The sequence below is a fragment of the Nocardia sp. NPDC003726 genome (assembly GCF_053586955.1).
Map to the genome: position 1 here is coordinate 189,532 of NZ_JBSFNF010000002.1, position 20,055 is coordinate 209,586.

The 20,055-nt window shown below is 67.7% G+C and carries 18 protein-coding genes and 1 tRNA gene; 10 read left to right on the top strand and 9 right to left on the bottom strand.

What is annotated here, in order from left to right:
• Positions 1-7: 7 nt before the first annotated feature.
• The 8 genes from ACWDMM_RS03385 to ACWDMM_RS03420 all read right to left on the bottom strand — a co-directional run bounded on the left by ACWDMM_RS03385 (position 8) and on the right by ACWDMM_RS03420 (position 5,142).
• Positions 8-994 (bottom strand): hypothetical protein, encoded by a 987-nt coding sequence (locus tag ACWDMM_RS03385; protein WP_449935749.1) that lies wholly within the window; start codon positions 992-994, stop codon positions 8-10.
• The gene (locus tag ACWDMM_RS03390; protein ID WP_449935752.1) at positions 991-1,149 is read right to left on the bottom strand and encodes a hypothetical protein; all 159 of its coding nucleotides are present in this window, start codon (positions 1,147-1,149) and stop codon (positions 991-993) included. Before ACWDMM_RS03390 ends, ACWDMM_RS03385 begins: the two co-directional genes overlap by 4 nt.
• Positions 1,150-1,205: 56 nt before the next feature.
• On the bottom strand, positions 1,206-1,538 hold the full coding sequence (locus tag ACWDMM_RS03395; RefSeq protein ID WP_449935755.1) for a helix-turn-helix domain-containing protein: 333 nt from the start codon (positions 1,536-1,538) through the stop codon (positions 1,206-1,208).
• A 252-nt stretch (positions 1,539-1,790) separates the two neighbouring features.
• The gene (locus ACWDMM_RS03400; protein ID WP_449935757.1) at positions 1,791-3,929 is read right to left on the bottom strand and encodes a DUF3631 domain-containing protein; all 2,139 of its coding nucleotides are present in this window, start codon (positions 3,927-3,929) and stop codon (positions 1,791-1,793) included.
• Positions 3,842-4,084, bottom strand: coding sequence for a DUF6011 domain-containing protein (locus tag ACWDMM_RS03405; RefSeq protein ID WP_449935759.1), 243 nt, complete (start codon positions 4,082-4,084; stop codon positions 3,842-3,844). The genes ACWDMM_RS03400 and ACWDMM_RS03405 overlap by 88 nt, the downstream gene beginning before the upstream one ends.
• Positions 4,081-4,428: a hypothetical protein gene (locus ACWDMM_RS03410; protein WP_449935761.1), complete on the bottom strand. Its 348-nt coding sequence runs from the start codon at positions 4,426-4,428 to the stop codon at positions 4,081-4,083. The genes ACWDMM_RS03405 and ACWDMM_RS03410 overlap by 4 nt, the downstream gene beginning before the upstream one ends.
• The gene (locus ACWDMM_RS03415) at positions 4,421-4,852 is read right to left on the bottom strand and encodes a hypothetical protein (RefSeq protein ID WP_449935762.1); all 432 of its coding nucleotides are present in this window, start codon (positions 4,850-4,852) and stop codon (positions 4,421-4,423) included. Before ACWDMM_RS03415 ends, ACWDMM_RS03410 begins: the two co-directional genes overlap by 8 nt.
• Positions 4,853-4,950: 98 nt before the next feature.
• Entirely contained in the window at positions 4,951-5,142 is a 192-nt protein-coding gene (locus tag ACWDMM_RS03420) for a helix-turn-helix transcriptional regulator (RefSeq protein WP_449935764.1), read from the bottom strand.
• Positions 5,143-5,241: 99 nt separating this feature from the next.
• Between ACWDMM_RS03420 and ACWDMM_RS03425 the strand changes: the two genes are divergently transcribed.
• Complete coding sequence (locus ACWDMM_RS03425; protein ID WP_449935766.1) at positions 5,242-5,745, top strand: helix-turn-helix domain-containing protein; 504 nt, start codon at positions 5,242-5,244, stop codon at positions 5,743-5,745.
• The gene (locus ACWDMM_RS03430) at positions 5,732-6,931 is read left to right on the top strand and encodes a site-specific integrase (protein ID WP_449935769.1); all 1,200 of its coding nucleotides are present in this window, start codon (positions 5,732-5,734) and stop codon (positions 6,929-6,931) included. Before ACWDMM_RS03425 ends, ACWDMM_RS03430 begins: the two co-directional genes overlap by 14 nt.
• 59 nt (positions 6,932-6,990) lie before the next feature.
• On the opposite strand, the gene ACWDMM_RS03435 is transcribed toward ACWDMM_RS03430, so the two are convergent.
• Positions 6,991-7,064, bottom strand: a tRNA-Arg gene (locus tag ACWDMM_RS03435).
• 198 nt (positions 7,065-7,262) lie between these two features.
• Between ACWDMM_RS03435 and ACWDMM_RS03440 the strand changes: the two genes are divergently transcribed.
• From ACWDMM_RS03440 to ACWDMM_RS03475, 8 genes are all read left to right on the top strand, one after another.
• Positions 7,263-9,296, top strand: coding sequence for a cytochrome c oxidase assembly protein (locus ACWDMM_RS03440; protein ID WP_357104392.1), 2,034 nt, complete (start codon positions 7,263-7,265; stop codon positions 9,294-9,296).
• Positions 9,293-10,261 carry a serine/threonine dehydratase gene (locus ACWDMM_RS03445; protein WP_357205035.1) on the top strand — a complete coding sequence of 323 codons (969 nt, stop codon included), beginning with the start codon at positions 9,293-9,295 and terminating at the stop codon, positions 10,259-10,261. Before ACWDMM_RS03440 ends, ACWDMM_RS03445 begins: the two co-directional genes overlap by 4 nt.
• Before the next feature lie 156 nt (positions 10,262-10,417).
• A complete protein-coding gene (locus ACWDMM_RS03450) occupies positions 10,418-10,915 on the top strand; it encodes a single-stranded DNA-binding protein (protein WP_357205417.1) in 498 nt (165 codons plus the stop codon).
• Between the two features lie 80 nt (positions 10,916-10,995).
• Positions 10,996-12,672, top strand: a complete 1,677-nt coding sequence (gene ettA / locus ACWDMM_RS03455) for an energy-dependent translational throttle protein EttA (RefSeq protein WP_195077466.1) — start codon at positions 10,996-10,998, stop codon at positions 12,670-12,672.
• A gap of 638 nt (positions 12,673-13,310) precedes the next feature.
• Complete coding sequence (locus tag ACWDMM_RS03460; protein ID WP_267465347.1) at positions 13,311-13,433, top strand: hypothetical protein; 123 nt, start codon at positions 13,311-13,313, stop codon at positions 13,431-13,433.
• Between the two features lie 193 nt (positions 13,434-13,626).
• Complete coding sequence (locus ACWDMM_RS03465) at positions 13,627-18,564, top strand: NAD-glutamate dehydrogenase (protein ID WP_357205038.1); 4,938 nt, start codon at positions 13,627-13,629, stop codon at positions 18,562-18,564.
• 8 nt (positions 18,565-18,572) lie between these two features.
• Positions 18,573-19,025, top strand: a complete 453-nt coding sequence (locus tag ACWDMM_RS03470) for an acyl-CoA thioesterase (protein ID WP_063053764.1) — start codon at positions 18,573-18,575, stop codon at positions 19,023-19,025.
• Between the two features lie 48 nt (positions 19,026-19,073).
• Positions 19,074-19,739: a hypothetical protein gene (locus ACWDMM_RS03475; RefSeq protein ID WP_195077468.1), complete on the top strand. Its 666-nt coding sequence runs from the start codon at positions 19,074-19,076 to the stop codon at positions 19,737-19,739.
• The last annotated feature ends 316 nt before the right edge of the window (positions 19,740-20,055 follow it).

Consider the following 20,055-nt stretch of genomic DNA (forward strand, 5'->3'; position numbering starts at 1 on the left):
CATCAGCTCACCCGCCGAGTCCGGGCGTCGCCAGGTGGCGCTGGGCGTTGTCGCGGCGGCGTTGTTCGGGTCCGGGCCGTGGGCGCTTGCCCTGCTCGATCGACTCCTGCTCGGCGCGCATTCGCTCGCGCTGTTCGGGCGTGAGGGTGAGTTCGTACGACAGTGCGCTGTTGCGCTGGGCGCGGCTGCTGTGTAGTTGGCCGATCTGCTTCTCGGTGGGCACCCAGAACTTCGCGCCGTGGTCGATGAACCACTTCAGTTGCAGGGGTCCGCGGTCGGGCCACGGGACTCCGGGGTCGGCGCCGAAGACGGCTCGTGACGACGGCTGGCCGGGGCGTTCGCGCCACTCGGGGTAGAGGTCGTCGAGGTTGGAGTAGTAGGTGTCGCTGGCTGCTTCGTCGCTGCACCGATCGGAGCGGCAGCTGGTCAGCACGAGGGGGTCGAAGTGCTGAGTGGTGAGACGGAACTGTGCGGTGCGGATCTCGGTGTATTCGGTCCAGCATTGATCGAGTACGCCGAACGCTTCGACGGCAGCGGCGCCGGCGCGGATGACGTCTTCGGCTTCGGTGACCTCGGCGAGGGTTTCGGCGGCTGGGCGTGCGCGGTCGATGAGGTCGGTGAGCTGCTGGTGTAGGTGACCGAGCAGTTGCGGAAGGCGGGAGCTGACGGCGTTTGCGCAGACGTTCGCGGCCCGAGCGCGCAGTCCTTCCAGGGCTGTGCGCTCGGCGTCGTATTGCGCCTTGGGGCTGGTGTGCCGCATCACCCAGGCAAGGAAGTCTTCGGGCATCTGGCCGCTTGCGATGACTTCCGCGGCGGCGGTGTCGTAGCTGGCGGGCGGCTTGAGTTCCAGCATGCGGCGTTCGGCTTCTTCGGCGACGGCGAAGGCGCGGTCGTACTCTTCGCCGATGGTGGCTGCGAAGGCGGCGTCGATGGGTCGGAGCTGGCGCAGGTGCCGGAATACCGCGAGGCTGTGGGTGCGGGGGGCGAGGCTCATCGGTGGCTCACCGCCTGCGGACGGCGGGTGTCTTGCGGCGGGCGGGCTTCGGCGACGAGCGCGGCGAATTCGCGGGGGCTGAGGGCGCCGACGTATTCGACTACGGCGTCCCTCAGCCGGTCCAGCGGTGAGGCGGAGGGCAGTGGGTGGGTCATGGCTCGAGGATGCGGCCCTAACCCCCTTGGGTGGTTGCGTGCGCGAAATGCGGCGGTCAGGCCGCGGAGCGTGCCCGCGCGTACTCCTCCACCGTGGCGCGGTTGAACACCCAGATCCGGCCGACGTGTACTCCGTCGAGGTCGGCGGCGATCTTGCGCACCCATTGCGGTGAGCAGCCGAGGATCGCGGCGGCTGTCTCGGCGCTGATCTCGTCGCTTTCGATGCGGGGATCAGGTTCTTCGGCGTCGCGTGCGTTGCCGAGCCGGTCGAACAGGCGGCGGATGTGGTCGGGGATGGGAGCGCCGATCCGGCGACGGTGGCGCATCATCTCGGCCAGGCAGTAGTACGCCCATTCGACCTCGAGGTCGGACAGCTTCACCTCGTCCACCCCACTCGTTCGCGTACTCCGTAGCGGATGCGGAACGCGCCGCCTGCGCGCGGACAGGTGACGATCTCGGCTCCCGCTGGGTACCAGTGGCGTTGGTCGGGGCAGATGGGGCACAGCACCCGGACGCGTGTGTCCCCTTCGCGGGTCTGGCGTTCAAGCACGTAGGCAGAGAAGGTGGTGGTCATGCGCTGGCACTCCCTTCTTCGGCGAGCCGGTAGAGGGTCCGGTGGACGTTCTCGAGCGGAGTCGGACTCATGCCGCGCCCTCGTCGAGCGTGACCGTGGTCGATTCCTGGCAGCGTCGGCATAGTCCGGTGGCGAGTCCGCCATAGCCGATGCTGTTGCCGCACACCGCGCACGCGTCACCCGGTTTTGCCGTGTTTCCGGTGGGATGCTGTCCGAAGGTGTCCAGACCCGTCCTTTTGGTGTCTGAGCTGGGGTTTTCGTTGGACGCCTTCGGATTCCCGGACGCCTTCAAGGTGTCCGGGAATTTCAAGGTGTCCGACTGTTCTTGCTGGTCAACGGGATTTGGACGGGATTGGACGCCTTCGGACGCTCTATGCGCGGACAAGTAGCGTTCGAAGGCATCGTGGAAGTCTTCGATCCGGTATCCGCGCTCGGTCTTGGCCGTGTTGTGACCGGTCTTGATCCCGTACTCACGTAACCGGTGTCCGAGCTTGGAGGGGGTCAGCTCGAACTGCTTCCACGGAGATTCCTCGATCTGGTGCAGCTGATCGCACAGCACAGCGGATTTCAGGAACGAGACGTGCATCGAGGCGAACACGTCCTTGATGTCGGCGAGCAGCTGCACGTTGGTCGAGGATGCTTCGTCATCGGCTCCGGCTTCGTCCACCATCACCTTCGCGGCCCGGCGCGCCATCTGCGGCCAGTCACCTCCGGCCATGTCGGCCACCGATACGAGCGGCTCCCACACGTCGGCGGCACGGTCTTCGACACCGAGTGCGTCCGGTTCGTGCCCTTCAAGGTTTCCGGTCACCGCGGAGGCCCACTCGGCGATGCGCACCCGCAACTTGTCCAGTGGCGGGCGATCGCGCCGAGTCCGGTACGGCGCCACCGACTCCGATGGCTTTCGTCGACGCATCACCACCACAACCGCCCGGTCTTCGATGGTGTCAGGCATTCGACCGATACCGGCGAGCGCGGCCATAGCGAATGTCTCGAACGTCATGGGCAAGTGGTTCGGTCCGACCGTGCGGCCGAACGGCAGGCCACGCTGGAACCCGGCATTCAGCAACCCGCGCAGGTCTTCGTTCTGCTCCGCGACCTTCTTGCTGCCGAAGATGGTGTCGGCCTCGTCGAACAGCAACGTCGGAGGCGGGTCAGCATCCAGGCTGCGGAAGATATAGGCAACCGTCGCGTTCACCGCCCGCAACGGCTCATGCACCAGAGCGTCGGCGATCTCGAGTAGCCGAGACTTACCCGACCGCTTCTCCGGCGAGCGAACCACCAACCGCGGCGCGTACTCGAAACAGCTCGTCAGATGCGTGGTGACCACCCACAGCGTGACCGCGACCTCCGCATGAGCACTCGGGAGCACGCAGTACCGACGCAACGCCGAACGCACGTCGTCGAGGATCTGCGGCCCGTCCGGCGGCGAGGCATGCGCCGGTGGCGGTACTTCGCGAACCACCAGGTCGCCCACGTCATGACCTGCGGCAATGTGGTCGGACAGATCGTTGCCCGCCTTCGCTTCGGCGATGGTGACCCGCGCGGCGATACCGGAAAGGTGGGCGGCCACCTTCCGCGCCCGACTACGGCCAGCGTCGTCCTTGTCCGCGATCACCAGAACGGGACGGCCGCGCAGGGGGGACCAATCCGCTTTGTCCGGCGGTGTGCTCGCGCCCTGGGCCTGACTGACCGCGAATGCACCCACCGCGTGGGCGGTGTCGACGTCCTTTTCGCCTTCCGTCACCAGCACCAGGGCACCGAGGTTGTCTGGCAACCGATCCGACCCGTACAGGGCACGGCACCCGTCGTTGTCCTTCTGGCGGAACGACTTCCGTCCGTTCTTGTAGCTACGGATGACCTTCCGGTTGTCCGGGTAGACGTACGCCGTCTCCTTGGCGTCGAACAGATCGGCCAGGGTCAGGCCAAGATCGGCCAGCACCTGGCCCTTGTCGCCGTTGTGGACGTACACCACCACACCTTTGGCGGTGCGCTGGAACGTCGTCCCCCGGTCGCTGGCACTGTGGCCCGGCGTCGACGCCGAACCGTGATCGCCCTTGTCGTCCACAGTGCAGCCGTGATCGAGAAGCGCTTGCACGAGACGTTCATAGGCACTCATCACGCGGCAGCCCCCTTCTCGACAGCGATCTTGCGGCGGCATGTCGGCCCCAGATGCAGCGCAACGCTTTTCGCTGCCACCACCCACTGATTGCAGCGGGTGCAGCGGACCGCCAGCCGGAAGCCACGCTCACGCGCTGCGGCGAGGACTGCCGCGTCCAGCCGGTCCTCGTACATCTCCGTGTGCACGCCCGCAGGCGCGGCCGTATCGGCCGCGCCTCGGGTTTCGTGGTTGTTGATCAAGCGGCACCACCGCCAAGGGTCTGCACCGCGTGCTCGTGCGACTCGCGCAGCTTGTCTCGGATGTTCAGCTCCGGCATCGCGGTCTCGATGACGTCGAGCAGCGGCGCGACGACGTTGTGCGTCGACAGCGACAGCGCGGCCGCGGCGACGAACCCGCAGATGTCGGGGTCCACCGTTTCCAAGTACTGCTCGCAGACCCGCTCGACGGCTTCGTGGTCGCCAGCCGCCGCGGCGAGCGCGTACATCAAGATGGTTGCCTTGCTCTGCAACTCGGCGACGTCGACGACGCCGCGCGGCATCCCGTCCTCGCCGAGCAGCAACAGGCGCTCCGGTACTTCAGGCATGCTGCTCTCCTCCCTTGCCCGCGTCCACGATGTCGGCGACCTGAAGCAAGACGGCCGCGATCTGCCGGGCCTCGGACACCGTCATGTCCATCTCGCCCCCCGGGGTCGCCAGGTACACGGAGTCCGGACCGCCCCAACGGCGGTGGGGAGTGACCTCGCAGGCGGGCATCTGCTGGGGATGGGTCGCGCGCTCCAGCGACAGCGGGATCACGATGTCACGCCCCCAGCAAACCTTGTCGTCGTCGAAGTACTCGTCGGTGTGGCCGGTGCCGTCCGTGCACCAGGACGCGCAGGTGACGGCCCGGTTGCACTGCACGCACTTGACCGGGACGTCCGGCAGCGGCGCGGGCACGGTGGCGATGACCGTCTTGCAGACGGAGCAGGCCAGGTCGACCCACTGGACGATGTTCGGTACGGTGTTCACAGAAATCTCTCTCTCATGGGTTGGGTGGGAGTCGATGACCCGGCGGGCTGGTGGCACAGCCCCCGGGTCGCTCCCGTTTTGAGGCGGTGAATCGGACATCAGGCGGCGCCGGTGAACTGCTCGTTCTCCCACGCCTCGAGATCGGCGAGGCGGTAACGCGTGAAGCGGCCGATCTTGGCGAACCGGGGCCCCTTCCCCTTGCTCGCCCATTCAGCGAGCGTCTTGGGCGGCAACTTGAGCCTCCCGGCTACTTCCTCCCGGCTCAGCCAGTAGTCCTCTGAGGTGTGCATACTCTCTCCTGAGTGTCGCTCCGACATAGAAATTTGCCGGTAAGACACAAGCTAGCTACCGTATTGCCCGGTGTCAATACGTCATGAGAGAGTGTTTCTATGACACAGTCGGAACCGTTGCGAAGGATCTCTCCCCACGACGCGGTCAAGCAGGCTGTCGCGACTCTGCGCAAACGGCAGGGTTGGACGGCCGACGAACTCGCGACCGAATGCAGCCGATTGGGTATGCCGTCGCTGAATCGGTCAGTGATAGCGAACATCGAATCGGGGCGCCGGAAGTACATATCCGTAGATGAGTTGTGTTGTCTCGCTTTTGCTTTGGACGTTGCCCCTGTCCATCTACTGATCCCGATCGGCGACGACTCCGACCAGGTCGACTTCTACTCCGCCACCCCTGATGCACTGCTGCCGATTCGTAAGGCCCGCCAGTGGGTCAGGGGAGAATGGGTTCCGCCTGGCCGTGATCCACGGCTCTACTTCGCCAATGTTCCCGCGGAGGAATTCGAGGCGATCAAGGCGGCGGACACGGGCAAAGCCAGGCGCGACCTCGGCCACCGACTTGAGGGCAAATCGCCGAAGCGATACGACGATGCCGAAGGGTAGGCCGCCGCTGCGCATCGGCGCTCACGGCAAGATCAAGCGGACGAGCCTCGGGGGAGGGGTGTGGGTTGCGCGCTGCCGCTTCCGCGATGACGACGGCGTGACCAGAATCGTGGAGCGCCAGTCCCCCGAAGGGAAGTACGACCAGCGTGGCCAGCTCGCCGAGGATGCGCTCTTGCTTGCCCTGGACGAGCGCCGAGCGGGCGCCGGAGAGGACGAGATCACAGGGGAGACGCCCATATCGGCGTTGTGCGCCAGGCACATTGAGAACCTCGTGAACAAGGGGAGAGCAACCCGCACAATCGACACCTACCGCGACGCGGTGAAGGTGATCGAACCGCGCGTGGGGTCCGTGCGCACCCGCGAGGCGACTGCCGGCCGAATGGACAAGGCGATTCAGGCGATCTGCGACCAGCAGGGTTACGCCACGGCGAAGCAGGCCCGGACGGTGCTTCGTGGTGCGCTGCAACTTGCGGTCGTGGCCGACGTGCTACCGGTCAACCCGATCGACAGCACGTCACGACTGGAGCGCAAGGCGCCGCCGAAGGGCGCGCCCTCGATCACCGCCGAGCGGCTCGCGCACTTGCTCGCGGATCTGCGGGCCAGCGCCGTGCTGTGGCGAGGCAAGCGCACGGTAGCCGACTACTGCCGGACGGCGGATCTCGCCGACCCGATCACAATGCTCATCGGCACGGGGATGCGCCGCGGCGAACTGCTCGGGCTGCGCTGGTGCGATATCGACGAAGCAACATCGGTCGCGACCATCTGCGGCAAGGTCGTGCGCAAGCGCGGCGGCGGGCTCATCCGCGAACCGTTCGCGAAGACTGACGCCGGTAACCGCGCGATCGTCCTGCCTGGGTTCGTCATGGAGATGTTGAAGCGCCGCCGCAAGGAGCCGCACCCGAGCAAAGACGGGGTGATCTTCCCCAGCTCGGCCGGGACCCTGCGCGACCCGGACAACTTCAATCAGCAATGGGCCAAGGTTCGGGAACGGCTCGGCGTGCCGGACGTGTCGAGCCACAGCTTCCGCAAGGCGCTGGCCACGCTGCTCGACGACGCGGCGCTGTCGGCCCGTGTCGGCGCTGATCAACTGGGGCACCGGCACGTCTCGATGACCCAGGATGTTTACTTCGGCCGCGGGCGGATACATAAGGAAGTGGTCGAGGTACTCGACGCCCTGTCCTCATAAGCGATGGATATCCGATGGATGGAGTGTCAGGGACCGTAACGGAAACGGTCCCTGACCAGCGCCCCCGGCAGGAATCGAACCTGCGACCTAGGGATTAGAAGGCCCTTGCTCTATCCAACTGAGCTACGGAGGCAGCGGGTTCTACGATGGCCGACATTGGCCGTGCTGTCCAGCGAGTCGATTATAGCGACCGTCCAGGTGACCGGAATCTCAGCGTTAGCAACGTTTCAGCCATTCCGAGACAGTAGGTGACGCGCCCGTGGTGACGGGCCAAGGATATCGGTACAAACCCGGCCGGGCCACGGAATACTCGCCGACTACGCTCAGTCGTATGTCGTCCGCCCCCACCTCGTCCGCCGCTCCCCGAGCCGAGGCCGCTCGCTCCGGGGCGACGTTCGCGACGATCACCGCGCTGGCCGGCGCCATCGCGGCCGTGGTCGCGGCGCTGGTGGTGGGGTTGTCGGCGGCGCAGGCACTGAGCCTGCTCGGCATCCCCGACCCCGGTGTCCCGACCACCTACGGCCTGCCCGCGGTCCGGGCGCTCGCCGATCTGTCGGCCGCGCTGACGGTCGGCTCGCTGTTGTTCGCGGCCTTCCTGGTACCGCCGCAGCCGAACGGGCTGCTGGACGTCGATGGGTATCGCGCGGTGCGCAGGGCGTCGAATTTCGCGGTGGTCTGGGCGTGCTGCGCGGCGCTGCTGGTGCCGCTGACGGTGTCGGATACCACCGGACGGCCGGTGACCGACGTCCTGCGGCCGCAGGAGCTGTGGCATGCCATCGCCCGGATCGAACTGGCCGGAGCCTGGCGGACGACCGTCGTCTTCGCCCTGATCGTCGCGGTGGGCTGCCGGCTCGCGTTGCGCTGGGGCTGGACTCCGGTCCTGCTGGGGGGCGCGATCGCCACCATGATGCCGCTGGCGTTGACCGGCCATTCGTCCTCGGGCGGGTCGCACGACGTGGCGACCAACAGCCTGATCCTGCACCTGATCGCGTCGGCCGTCTGGGTGGGCGGTCTGTTCGCGGTGCTGGCGCACGCCCTGCGCGGCGGGGCGCACACCGATGTGGCGGCGCGCCGCTTCTCGCTGACCGCCACCGTCGCGTTCGCCGTGATCGCGGTCAGCGGCGTGATCAACTCCTGGGTCCGCGTGCCGCTGGACGAGCTGTTCTCCAGCACCTACGGCAGGCTGGTGCTGGCCAAGGCCGCCGCGCTGATGGTGTTGGGGGTGTTCGGCTATCTGCAGCGCCGCGCGGCGCTGCCCGCCTTGGCCGCCGATCCCGGCGACCGGTCGGCCCTGGTGCGGTACGCGGGCGTCGAGGTGCTGATCTTCGCCGCGACCATCGGCCTCGCGGTCGGGCTCGGCCGCACGCCGCCGCCCCCGCCGGACTCCGTGCCGACCCCCGTCGAGGTGGAGTTGGGCTACGACCTGGCCGGACCGCCCAGTTTCGCCCGCCTGGTGTTGGACTGGCGGTTCGATCTGATCTTCGGAACGCTGTCCGTCGTGCTCGCGGTGCTGTACCTGCTCGGCGTGCGGCGGCTGCGAGCGCGGGGCGACGCGTGGCCGGCCGGGCGGACGGTCGCCTGGCTGTCCGGTTGCGCGGTGCTGCTCGTCACCACCTCCTCCGGCGTCGGCCGGTACTCGCCCGCCATGTTCAGCGTGCATATGGGAGCGCATATGGCGCTGTCCATGCTCGCGCCGATCCTGTTGGCTCTCGGTGGCGCGGTGACGCTGGCGCTGCGGGCGCTGCCCCCGGCGGGCCGCGGTGGCGTGCCCGGTCCGCGGGAGTGGCTGCTTGCCGCGGTGCACAACCCGGTGTCGCGGTTCCTGACCCACCCCATTGTGGCCTCGGCGATCTTCGTCGGCGGCTTCTACGCGCTATACCTGGGCGGCATCTTCGACGCCTACGCCGACTCGCACGCGGCACACCTGCTGATGAACGTGCACTTCCTGCTCAGCGGTTACCTGTTCTACTGGGTGGTGATCGGCATCGATCCCAAGCCGAGGCAGGTGGAGCCGCTGACCAAGCTCGCCATGGTGTTCGGCTCGCTGCCGTTCCACGCGTTCTTCGGCATCGCGCTGATGAGCACGACCACGGTGCTCGGCGGCTGGTTCTACCGCGGCCTCGGCCTGGGCTGGCACGGCGATCTGCTCGGCGATCAGCGCACCGGCGGTAGCCTCGCGTGGGCCAGCGGCGAGGTCCCCCTGGTGGTGGTGATGCTGGCGTTGCTGATCCAATGGTCGCGCAGCGACCAGCGGCTCGCGCAGCGCACCGATCGAGCCGCCGAACGCGACAACGACGCCGCACTCGCCGCACACAACGCGATGTTCGCCGAACTGGCCAAGCGGGATGGAGAAGTGCGTAAGTGAGTGAACGCGCCACCACGGTCCAGCCACACAGACCGGTCGGGCGGGTGGAACGGTCGGACGTGCGATCCGCACGCAGGCGGCTGGCCGGACAGATCCGCAAGACACCGGTCTTCCACACCTCCATCGCGAGCCCGTCCGGCCCCGTGCCGGTGACGATGAAGCTCGAGCACCTGCAGCACGGCGGGACGTTCAAAGTGCGCGGCAGCCTCAACGCGCTGCTCGAGTCGGGCGCGGGCGTCGATGAGGTGGTGATCGCCTCCGGCGGTAACGCCGGTATCGCGGCGGCGCTGGCCGCCGCGCGGCTCGGCAAGTCCTGCACGGTCGTCGTCCCGGAGACGGCGCCGCACACCAAGGTCGCCGCGATGTGGTCGCACGGCGCCGAGGTGCTCTGGCACGGCACCTCCTACGCCGAGGCCTTGCGGCACGCGACGGAGCTGGCCGCCGAACGCGGCGCGCTGCTGCTACACGGCTACGACCTGCCCGCGGTGGTCGCAGGCATCGGCGTGGTCGGGCTCGAACTCGAAGAGCAGGTCCGCGGCAGGCCGCCGGTGCTGGCCGCGGTGGGTGGCGGCGGGCTGGTCGCCGGGATCGCGGCCGCGGTCGGGCGCCGTCAGCGGGTGATCGGTGTGGAGCCCGACGGCGCCGCGATCCTGCGCGCCGCGTTGGGCGCGGAGCGTCCGGTGGACATCGTCGGGTCCGGAATCACCGTCGACTCGCTCGGCCCGACGCGGATCGGTGACATCGCACTAGACCTCGCCCGCCGCCACGGCGTGCGGTCGCTGCTGGTCAGCGACGACGCGATCAGCGCGGCGCGGGAGTATCTGTGGCGCGAGTTCCGCATCCTGGTCGAAGTGTCCGGAGCCACGGCGCTGGCCGCCGTGCACAGCGGCGCCTATGTGCCCGCTCCGGACGAGCGGCCGGTGATCGTCCTCTGCGGCGCCAATACCGACGTGGCGGTGTTCTGACCGCGCGCGGAACGCTCGGTCTTCACATCTGGGGAAGTTGTCCACATTCCTGAATCGAATCGCTCGGGTCCACGGAATCGGCGCACGCTGGAAGAGCCCTCCTGGAGGGGAGGAAATCCCGGGTGATTCCGGATCCGAATGTGAAGGGGCGTGGATATGTACGAGGCGAACGCGACGGTGATCGGAACGATCGCCACTCATCCGGTCAAGCGCGACCTGACCAATGGCGAGCAGGTGGTCACCTTCCGGCTGGCGAGCAATTCCCGCCGACTGGACCACACGTCGGGGCAATGGGTGGACAACGGCACCCTGTACCTCACCGTCAGCTGCTGGCGCAGGCTGGTGGCGGGTGTCGACGCGTCCCTGCGGCGCGGGGATCCGGTCATCGCCTACGGCCAGCTGCGCTCCCATGAATACCGCAGCAAGGACGGCGTGGAACGGCGGGACCTGGAGATGCGCGCCACCGCGGTCGGACCCGACCTGGCCCGCTGTGTCGCGCAACCGACGCGGTTGTCCGACCTGCCGCCGCGGAATACTTCCGGGGTGGTGAGCGCTGAAGGTCGGGTGCCGGTCGCCGACGCGCCGGGGGAGAATAACGCTGCCGTCGGTTCGGCGCCGCCTCACGGCAGTGCACCCGAGCCGGTCGACGCCTGATCCCGCGACCGGTTTTCGTCCCGGCGGCAGGGTAGCTCTGCTTCGTCCTCCCATCTCTCGCACCGATAGGCTTCACACTTATGGCTGAGTTCATCTACCAAATGAAGAAGGTTCGCAAGGCGCACGGCGACAAAGTCGTGCTCGACGATGTCACCTTGAACTTCCTTCCCGGCGCCAAGATCGGCGTCGTCGGCCCGAACGGCGCGGGTAAATCCAGCGTGCTGAAGATCATGGCCGGACTGGACCAGCCCAACAACGGTGACGCGTTCCTCGCCGCGGGCGCCACCGTCGGCATCCTTCAGCAGGAGCCGCCGCTCAACGAGGAGAAGACCGTCCGCGGCAACGTCGAGGAGGGCCTCGGCGAGATCAAGGTGAAGCTGGATCGCTTCAACGAGATCGCCGAGCTGATGGCCACCGACTACTCCGACGAACTCATGGAGGAGATGGGCAAGCTGCAGGAGGAACTGGACCACGCCGACGCGTGGGACCTGGACTCCCAGCTCGAGCAGGCGATGGACGCGCTGCGCTGCCCGCCGCCGGACGAGCCGGTCACCAACCTCTCCGGTGGTGAGCGCCGCCGCGTGGCGCTGTGCAAGCTGCTGCTGAGCAAGCCCGACCTGCTGCTGCTCGACGAGCCGACCAACCACCTCGACGCCGAGAGCGTGAACTGGCTCGAGCAGCACCTGGCGCAGTACCAGGGCGCCGTGCTCGCGGTCACCCACGACCGGTACTTCCTGGACAACGTCGCCCAGTGGATTCTGGAGCTCGACCGCGGCCGCGCCTACCCGTACGAGGGCAACTACTCCACCTACCTGGAGAAGAAGGCCGAGCGGCTCGAGGTGCAGGGCAAGAAGGACCAGAAGCTGCAGAAGCGGCTCAAGGAAGAACTCGCCTGGGTCCGTTCCGGCGCCAAGGCCAGGCAGGCCAAGAACAAGGCCCGCCTCGGCCGGTACGAGGAGATGGCTGCCGAGGCGGAGAAGATGCGGAAGCTGGACTTCGAGGAGATCCAGATTCCCGCGGGCCCGCGCCTGGGCAACGTGGTGGTGGAGGTCGAGCACCTGGACAAGGGCTTCGGCGACCGTCAGCTGATCAAGGACCTGTCGTTCACCCTGCCGCGCAACGGCATCGTCGGCGTGATCGGGCCCAACGGCGTCGGTAAGACGACGCTGTTCAAGACCATCGTCGGGCTCGAGTCGCCGGACAGCGGCGAGGTGAAGGTCGGCGAGACGGTCAAGCTCAGCTACGTCGACCAGAACCGCGCGGGCATCGACCCCAAGAAGACGGTGTGGCAGGTGGTCTCCGACGGCCTCGACTACATCGAGGTCGGCCAGCAGGAAATGCCGTCGCGCGCCTACGTGAGCGCGTTCGGCTTCAAGGGCCCCGACCAGCAGAAGCCCGCGGGCGTCCTGTCCGGCGGTGAACGCAACCGGCTGAACCTGGCGATGACGCTCAAGCAGGGCGGCAATCTGATCCTGCTGGACGAGCCGACCAACGACCTCGACGTCGAGACCCTCGGCTCGCTGGAGAACGCGCTGGAGAAGTTCCCCGGCTGCGCCGTGGTCATCTCCCACGACCGCTGGTTCCTCGACCGCACCTGCACCCACATCCTGGCGTGGGAGGGCGATTCCGACAACGAGGCCAAGTGGTTCTGGTTCGAAGGTAACTTCGAAGCGTACGAGGCCAACAAGGTCGAGCGGCTCGGCCCGGAAGCGGCTCGCCCGCACCGGGTTACGCACCGCAAGCTCACCCGCGGCTGAGTTCGCCCGCACAGGGCGGGTGCGCGGTGTGGCCGCACCCGCCCTATGCGACGCACGGCCTTGGATCTTCTGGGCGGCCCGGGGTGCCGGCCGCCGCAGCGGTTCGAGGTCGTCGTTCGGCGAAGGATCTCGCCCGTGGAGCTCTCGGGCTGAATGCTCGCATACGAGTGCGGTGCGTTTGGGGGTTGATAGGGGGCAGGACGAGGGCGGGGGACGCGTATGAGCCAGGCCGGGGCACGGGGCTTCACCACCGCGCTGCGACAGCGTGATCCTGTCCGGCCCGTGGCGAGCAGGGACAGTGGTTCGGCTCTGTTCATCGCCGGTGGTTGTGCGACCGATGGCGCTGCCCGGCATCTCCGCGGAGATCGCCGCGCGGGTTACGTGCAGGGCGTTCGACACGGCTGCCTGCGGCGACTCCGGACAATATCGCCGAGGTGCGCTCGCAGGGGTACCGCTGCCTGCTTCGACGAGCGGGCGCTGCCTGGCGTTTGCTGGTGTGGCGTGCGGTGCGGGTAGGCCCCGAAATTCGGGTCGGAAGCAGGGGATGAGAGCTGCGGTGGGGTGGAGCGAAAAGTCTTTCCGGGGAACGCGGAACAGGAGTGACACCTACCCGCGCGTAGCTCGCTAGGGTGGGAGTTGTGAATGCGCAGGCGCAGTTCGAGCAATCGGTGGCATCGACCGCCGACGCGGTGGCCGAGCTGACCCGAGGTACCGGTGCGGCGCCGCTGCCGCCGCGGATACGACCTGTAGCGCTCACCTGACATTCGCGGGTCCGACTTCTGTGCTGTGCCCGAGGTTGTCGCGTGCGATCTCGGCATACGAGCGGCGAACTCCGCCGTCGTGGTGAACCACCGGATGTGAAAAGGGAATTCACCCACGCGTCATCGGCGCACAGTTACCCTCGGACCGGCGTCACTTTGTTACGGAACCGATATCCGAGGGAGTTGGCGAAAAATGACCGTCTCGTCCGAATTGTCCAGCGCGGCGTGGGCCGCGGGTTTGCCGCAGTCGCTGCGCGGCGAACTCGCGACGCTCGAGGAGGCGTACTTCCGCCACGTCGACGCGGGCGATGTGGACTGTGCGATCACCGGCATCACCCAGATCTTCCGAAGGCATCTGGAGTTGGCCGTCACCCGCCGCCCCGGTCGCGCGCTCGTGCGGGTGTATCACCCGGACGATCGCTCCGGAATCGGTGCGGCGGTGCAGATCGTCACCGACGACATGCCGCTGCTGGTCGAGTCGATCAGCTCGTCGCTGAGCCGCCTCGGTGTCAGTGTCAGCGAGATCATCCACCCGATCTTCGAGGTCGAGCGAGACGAAGAGGGACGGCTGACGCACGCCGCCGCGCACGAGGTGGACGGCACCGGTGGCGCGGGGCTGCGCGAGTCCTGGATGCATGTGCAATTGCACCCGTCGACCAGCGCAGCGCTGCTGGCCAAGGTCGAGTCCGCGGTGCCGGACGTGGTGGACGACGTGCGTCAGGTGATCGGTGACACCGAGGCCATCGAAGCCGTGCAGAGCAAGCTCGCCGACGATCTGGAACAGGCCGCGCGATCCGGGTCGGCGCCTTTCCCGGCCACCGAACTGACCGACACCGCCGCCTTGCTGCGCTGGCTGGCCGGGGGCAACTTCACCCTGCTCGGATACGCGCGCTACCGGCTGAGCTCCGACCAGGGCCGGGAGTTGTCCACCGTCGTGCCCGACACCTGCCTCGGCGTGCTGCGCCCGGACGTCGGCACCGACTTTCACGTGCCGGTCAACGGCGGTGACCGTCCGCTGCTCACGCTGACCCAGGGTCTGGTCCCCGCCACCGTGCACCGTGCGGTGTACCCGTACTTCGTCGGCGTAGCGGATTTCGACGCCGAGGGAACGATCGTCGGCGAACACCTGTTCATCGGCGTCTTCACCGTCACCGCCGTGCACGAGAACGTCCTGGACATCCCGGTGATCGAACGCCGGGTCCGCTCGGCGATCGAGGCGAGCGGATTCGACCTGGATTCGTTCTCCGGTCAGGCCATGCTCGAGGTGATCCAGTCCTTCCCGCGCACCGAACTGTTCTCCGCCGACGGTGACACGCTGCGCCGCACCGCCACCGCCGTGCTGAGCGTCGGCCTGCGGCGCCAGGTGCGCCTGTTCCTGCGCGCGGACACCTACGGCCGCTATGTCGCCTGCCTGGTCTATCTGCCGCGTGATCGGTACACCACCAGCGCGCGACTCGAGATGCAGGAGATCCTGGTCCGCGAACTGGGCGGCGTGTCCATCGACTACTCCGCGCGGGTGGGCGAAAGCGAATTGGCGCGAGTGTATTTCACCGTGCGCATGCCGGAGGCCGAACTCGGTGTTCCGCGTCGTACGCCGCCCGCCGTCGACACCTCCGAGCCCAACCGGCTGCGTTTGCAGAGCCTGCTCGCCGAAGCCAGCCGCACCTGGGACGACCGGCTGAACGACGAGGTGAGCACGTCGACGGTGCTCGATCCCGCGGTGGTGCAGCGGTACGCGGAAGCCTTCCCCGAGGGCTACAAACAGGATTTCGCCGCGGACCGCGCGCTGAAGGACATCGTGCGCCTCGACCGTCTGCGCGACGGCGACATCGACCAATTCCTGTACCGGAAGCCCGATTCGGCGCCGGGTTCGTGGCGTTTCACGCTCTACGTCGGAGGCAGCGGCATCTCGTTGAGCCAGGTGCTCCCGCTGTTGCAGAGTCTCGGCGTGGAGGTGGTCGACGAGCGGCCGTACCAGATCGAGCTGGAGGCCGCGGCCGACAGCGCCGGCGGTGAGCGGTGGATCTACGACTTCGGCCTGCTCGCTCGCCCGGAGTTGCTGCGCAGTTCGCTCGATCGCGATCTGGACGCCGAACTGCTCGAGTCCTCCAAACGCGCCGACGTGCTGGAGGCGGAGGTGCGTGGGCTGCGGGAACGGTTCGTGGAAGCCTTCGGGGCCATGTGGTACGGCCGCGCGGAGGCGGACGGCATGAACGAGCTGGTGCTGCGCGCCCGGCTGCCGTGGCGGGCCGTGTCGATCCTGCGCACCTACGCGAAGTACCTGCAGCAGGCCGGTTTTCCGTACAGCCAGGCCAATATCTGCCGCGTGCTGCTCACCTATCCGGATATCGCGCGCCTTTTCGTCGACCTGTTCGCGGCGCGCTTCGACCCCGACACGGTGTCCGCCGAGCATGCCACGGAGCTGGAAACCCAGGTGCGGGGGCGGATCGACGAGGTGGTCAGTCTGGATGCCGACCGCATCCTGCGCGCGATCCTCGGCCTGATCAAGGCGACCTTGCGGACCAATTACTACGTGACCGACGCGGAAGGCAGGCCGCGCGACTTCGTCTCGGTGAAGGTGGAACCACGGGAGATCGCCGAACTGCCGAAGCCGAAGCCGCAGTTCGAGATCTTCGTCTACTCGCCGCGGGTGGAAGGCGTGCACCTGCGCTTCGGTCCGGTGGCGCGCGGTGGTCTGCGGTGGTCGGACCGGCTGGAGGATTTCCGCACGGAGATCTTGGGTCTGGTGAAGGCGCAGGCGGTGAAGAACGCGGTGATCGTGCCGGTCGGCGCCAAGGGCGGTTTCGTGGTGAAGCAGCCGCCCGCGTCCACCGGCGATCCGGTCGCCGACCGGCAGGCGTTGGGTGCGGAAGGCGTCGCCTGCTACCGCACGTTCATCTCCGGCCTGCTGGATGTCACCGACAACGTGGATCGCGCGAGCGGGGAGGTCTTGCCCCCGGCCCGGGTGGTGCGGCGCGATGGGGACGACACCTACCTGGTCGTGGCGGCGGACAAGGGGACCGCGACGTTCTCCGACATCGCCAACGAGGTGGCGCAGAGTTATGGCTTCTGGTTGGGTGACGCGTTCGCCTCCGGCGGTTCGGCGGGGTACGACCACAAGGCGATGGGCATCACCGCCAAGGGTGCGTGGGAGAGCGTCAAGCGTCATTTCCGTGAGATGGAGATCGACACGCAAACCCAGGACTTCACCGTGGTCGGCATCGGTGACATGAGTGGTGACGTGTTCGGCAACGGGATGTTGTTGTCCGAGCACATTCGTCTGGTGGCCGCTTTCGACCACCGCCACATCTTCCTCGATCCCGACCCGGACGCGGCTCGCTCGTACCGGGAGCGGCAGCGGATGTTCGCGTTGCCGAGGTCGTCGTGGGCGGATTACGACACCTCGCTGATCAGTCCCGGCGGCGGGGTGTGGGATCGCACCGTGAAGGCCGTGCCGATCAGCCCGCAGGCCAGGGCGGCCCTCGGACTGGGCGATGATGTCGTGTCGCTGTCGCCGCCGGATCTGGTGCGCGCGATCCTGCTGGCTCCGGTCGATCTGCTGTGGAACGGCGGCATCGGCACCTACATCAAGGCCAGCACGGAGACCAACGCGGAGGTGGGCGACAAGTCCAACGACGCGGTCCGGGTCAACGGAAACCAACTGCGGGCCAAGGTGATCGGCGAGGGCGGCAACCTCGGCGCCACGGCGCTGGGCCGCATCGAGTTCAACCGCAACGGCGGCAAGATCAATACCGACGCGCTGGACAACTCGGCCGGCGTGGACTGCTCCGATCACGAGGTGAACATCAAGATCCTGCTCGACGCCGTGGTCTCCGGCGGTCAGTTGCCGCAGGATGAGCGCAATCCGCTGCTGGCCTCGATGACCGACGAGGTCGCCCGGATGGTCCTGCAGGACAATGTGGCGCAGAACTTCCTCATGGGCCTCTCGCGCACCGAGGCGCCGCAGATGCTGAGCGTGCAGACGCGGCTGATCGAGGAACTCGAGGAGCGGCGCGGCCTGGACCGCGAACTCGAGGCGCTGCCGTCGGATCAGGAGATGAAGCGCAGGCTGGAGGAAGGCTCCGGACTGGCCTCACCGGAGCTGGCCAATCTGATGGCGCATGTGAAGCTGTCGCTGAAGTCCGATCTGCTCGGGTCCGATCTGCCCGACAGCCAGTACTTCGCGGCCCGGCTGCCGGAGTACTTCCCCACACCGCTGCGGGATCGTTTCGCGGCGGCGATCAAGCGGCACCGGCTGCGCCGGGAGATCGTCACCACCATGATCGTCAACGAGATGGTGGACTACGGCGGCATCACCTACGCCCACCGGTTGAACGAGGAGGTCGGCGCCACCACCACCGACGCGGTGCGCGCTTTCGCCGCGGCGAGCGGGATCTTCGACCTGCACGAGCGATGGGCGCGAATCCGCGCTTGCGACGCGCCCACCCCGGTGCGCGACCTGATGGAACTGGAGACGAAGCGGACCCTGGACCGGGCGTCCCGGTGGCTGCTGAGCAACCGCCCGCAGCCGATCGCGGTGGGCTCCGAGATCAGCCGGTACCGCGCCGACGTGCGGGAACTCGCACCGAAGGTGCCGGGATGGCTGCGCGGGCACCACGTGTTCACCCTGACCGACCGGTCCGCCGAGCTGATCGCTCGCGGCGCGCCGACCGACCTGGCCACCGAGGTCTTCGGCCTGCTGCACCTGTTCCCGCTGCTGGACATCGTGGACATCGCCGACATCACCGACCGGGACGGTGACGAGGTCGGTTCGCTGTACTACGCGCTCAACGATCACCTCAAGATCGACTGGCTGCTGCAGGCGGTCAGCCACCTCGAACGCGGCGACCGCTGGCACGCGCTGGCGCGGCTGGCCCTGCGCGACGACATGTACGGGTCGCTGCGCTCCCTCACGCTCGATGTGCTCTCCGGCGGCGACCCCGAGGAGACGGCGGACGAGAAGATTGCATACTGGGAGTCGAAGAATCAGTCCCGCCTCGGGCGAGCCAGGGCGGCGCTGTCGGAATTGTTCGAGTCCGGAACCCACGATCTCGCCACGTTGTCGGTTGCAGCGCGGCAAGTGCGGAGCATGGTGAGCGGGGTGGGCGCTCAATCGGAGGTACCACGTTGACGAGTTCGGTGAGCGGAAGCGGGAAGGCCGCGGGCAGCCTGGTGCTGCCGCGGCGGTTCCACGCCAAGGTGGACGTCAGGTGGTCGGACATGGACGTGTTCCAGCACGTCAACCATGCCCGGATGGTGACGCTGCTGGAAGAGGCGCGGATTCCGTGGCTGTTCGAGGACGGCCGCCCGACCGCGCCGCTGCGTGAGGGTTGTGTCCTCGCCGACCTGCGGGTGCGCTACCGCGGTCAATTGCGGCACGAGGACACGCCGCTGGACATCGCCATGTGGATCGAGCAGTTGCGCGCGGTCGATTTCACCATCGGCTACGAGGTGCGTGCGGCGGGCGCGCAGCCCGATTCGCCCGCCGCCGTGGTGGCCTCCACGCAGATCGCGGCGTTCGACATGCGAGCACAGCGATTGCGCAGGCTCACCGACGCCGAGCGTGATTACCTGTCGGAATGGATGGAGTGAACGACCGCGCGCCGATGGTGGCCGAGTGCTGACGGCGGAGCAGCCGTGATGACGGAACAACGAGTGCTGCGCGTGCCCGATCCGGCGGAGCGGGAGAATCTCGCGACGTTCCTGACCAGGGCCGTGCGGCTGGACCCAGCGGCGGTGGTGCGCTTGCGCCGCCGCGGGGAGAAGTACGTTTCGGCCTGGGTGGCGACGGGCTTCGAGGCGCTGGCGATGCGCACCGTGGTCGCCGAACTGGGCGTCGACGACGTGACGGTCGGCGCCGACCTGGTGCTCGCCGGTTCGGCTGTCGGCGGTCCGATCGACCTCGGATTTTCGATGGACTCCGCGTGGCGCGGCGCGCTGCCACCCACCGACGGTTTCGTGCACGTCGACGATGTGCCCGCGCGCACGCTGGTCGAACTCGCCGAGCAGGGTGCGCAGCTGGCGCGGGAACACGGCAGCGGTCACGGTCCGCCCGCCTCGCTGCTGGATCAGGCGGTGCTGACCGTGTCCGGCGGAGGCACTCGGGTGCAGGTGCCGATGCGCGTGGTCTTCGCGCTCACGGCGATGGACTTCATCCCGCACTCGGGGGAGAAGGCCGACCCCCGGCGTATTCCACCCGCCGAGATCGTCCGTGTCCGCGCGACCAGAACGTGGCTGCGGCTCGACGCCCGCTACGGTTCGGTGGCTCGTCGGCTCGGCGGTGGGATTCCCTTACTGCCGCAGTGAGTTTCGCCAGGGTGCTCAGGGGTATGCGGGGCAGGTGATTCGCGCGGGGACACAAGCGCTTCGCCGTGCAAGTGGCTATGTGGATAGCTTCCTCGGCCCGGCCGACTCACCCCACGAGCCATAGCCAGCGGCGACGCAGGCTATGCACTTCTCGTGCCGTTCCGCGTGCCAGGCGAAGGCCCGAACGTAGCAGATCGCGAGGTCGAGGCCGGTTCCGGCAGCGTTGGTCCCGAGAGTCCTCCAGCCGGTCGAGGGTTGGATTCGGGTGGCCCGGAAGGCGGATCAGATCAGCTGTTACGTTTCCGCGCACCCCTTT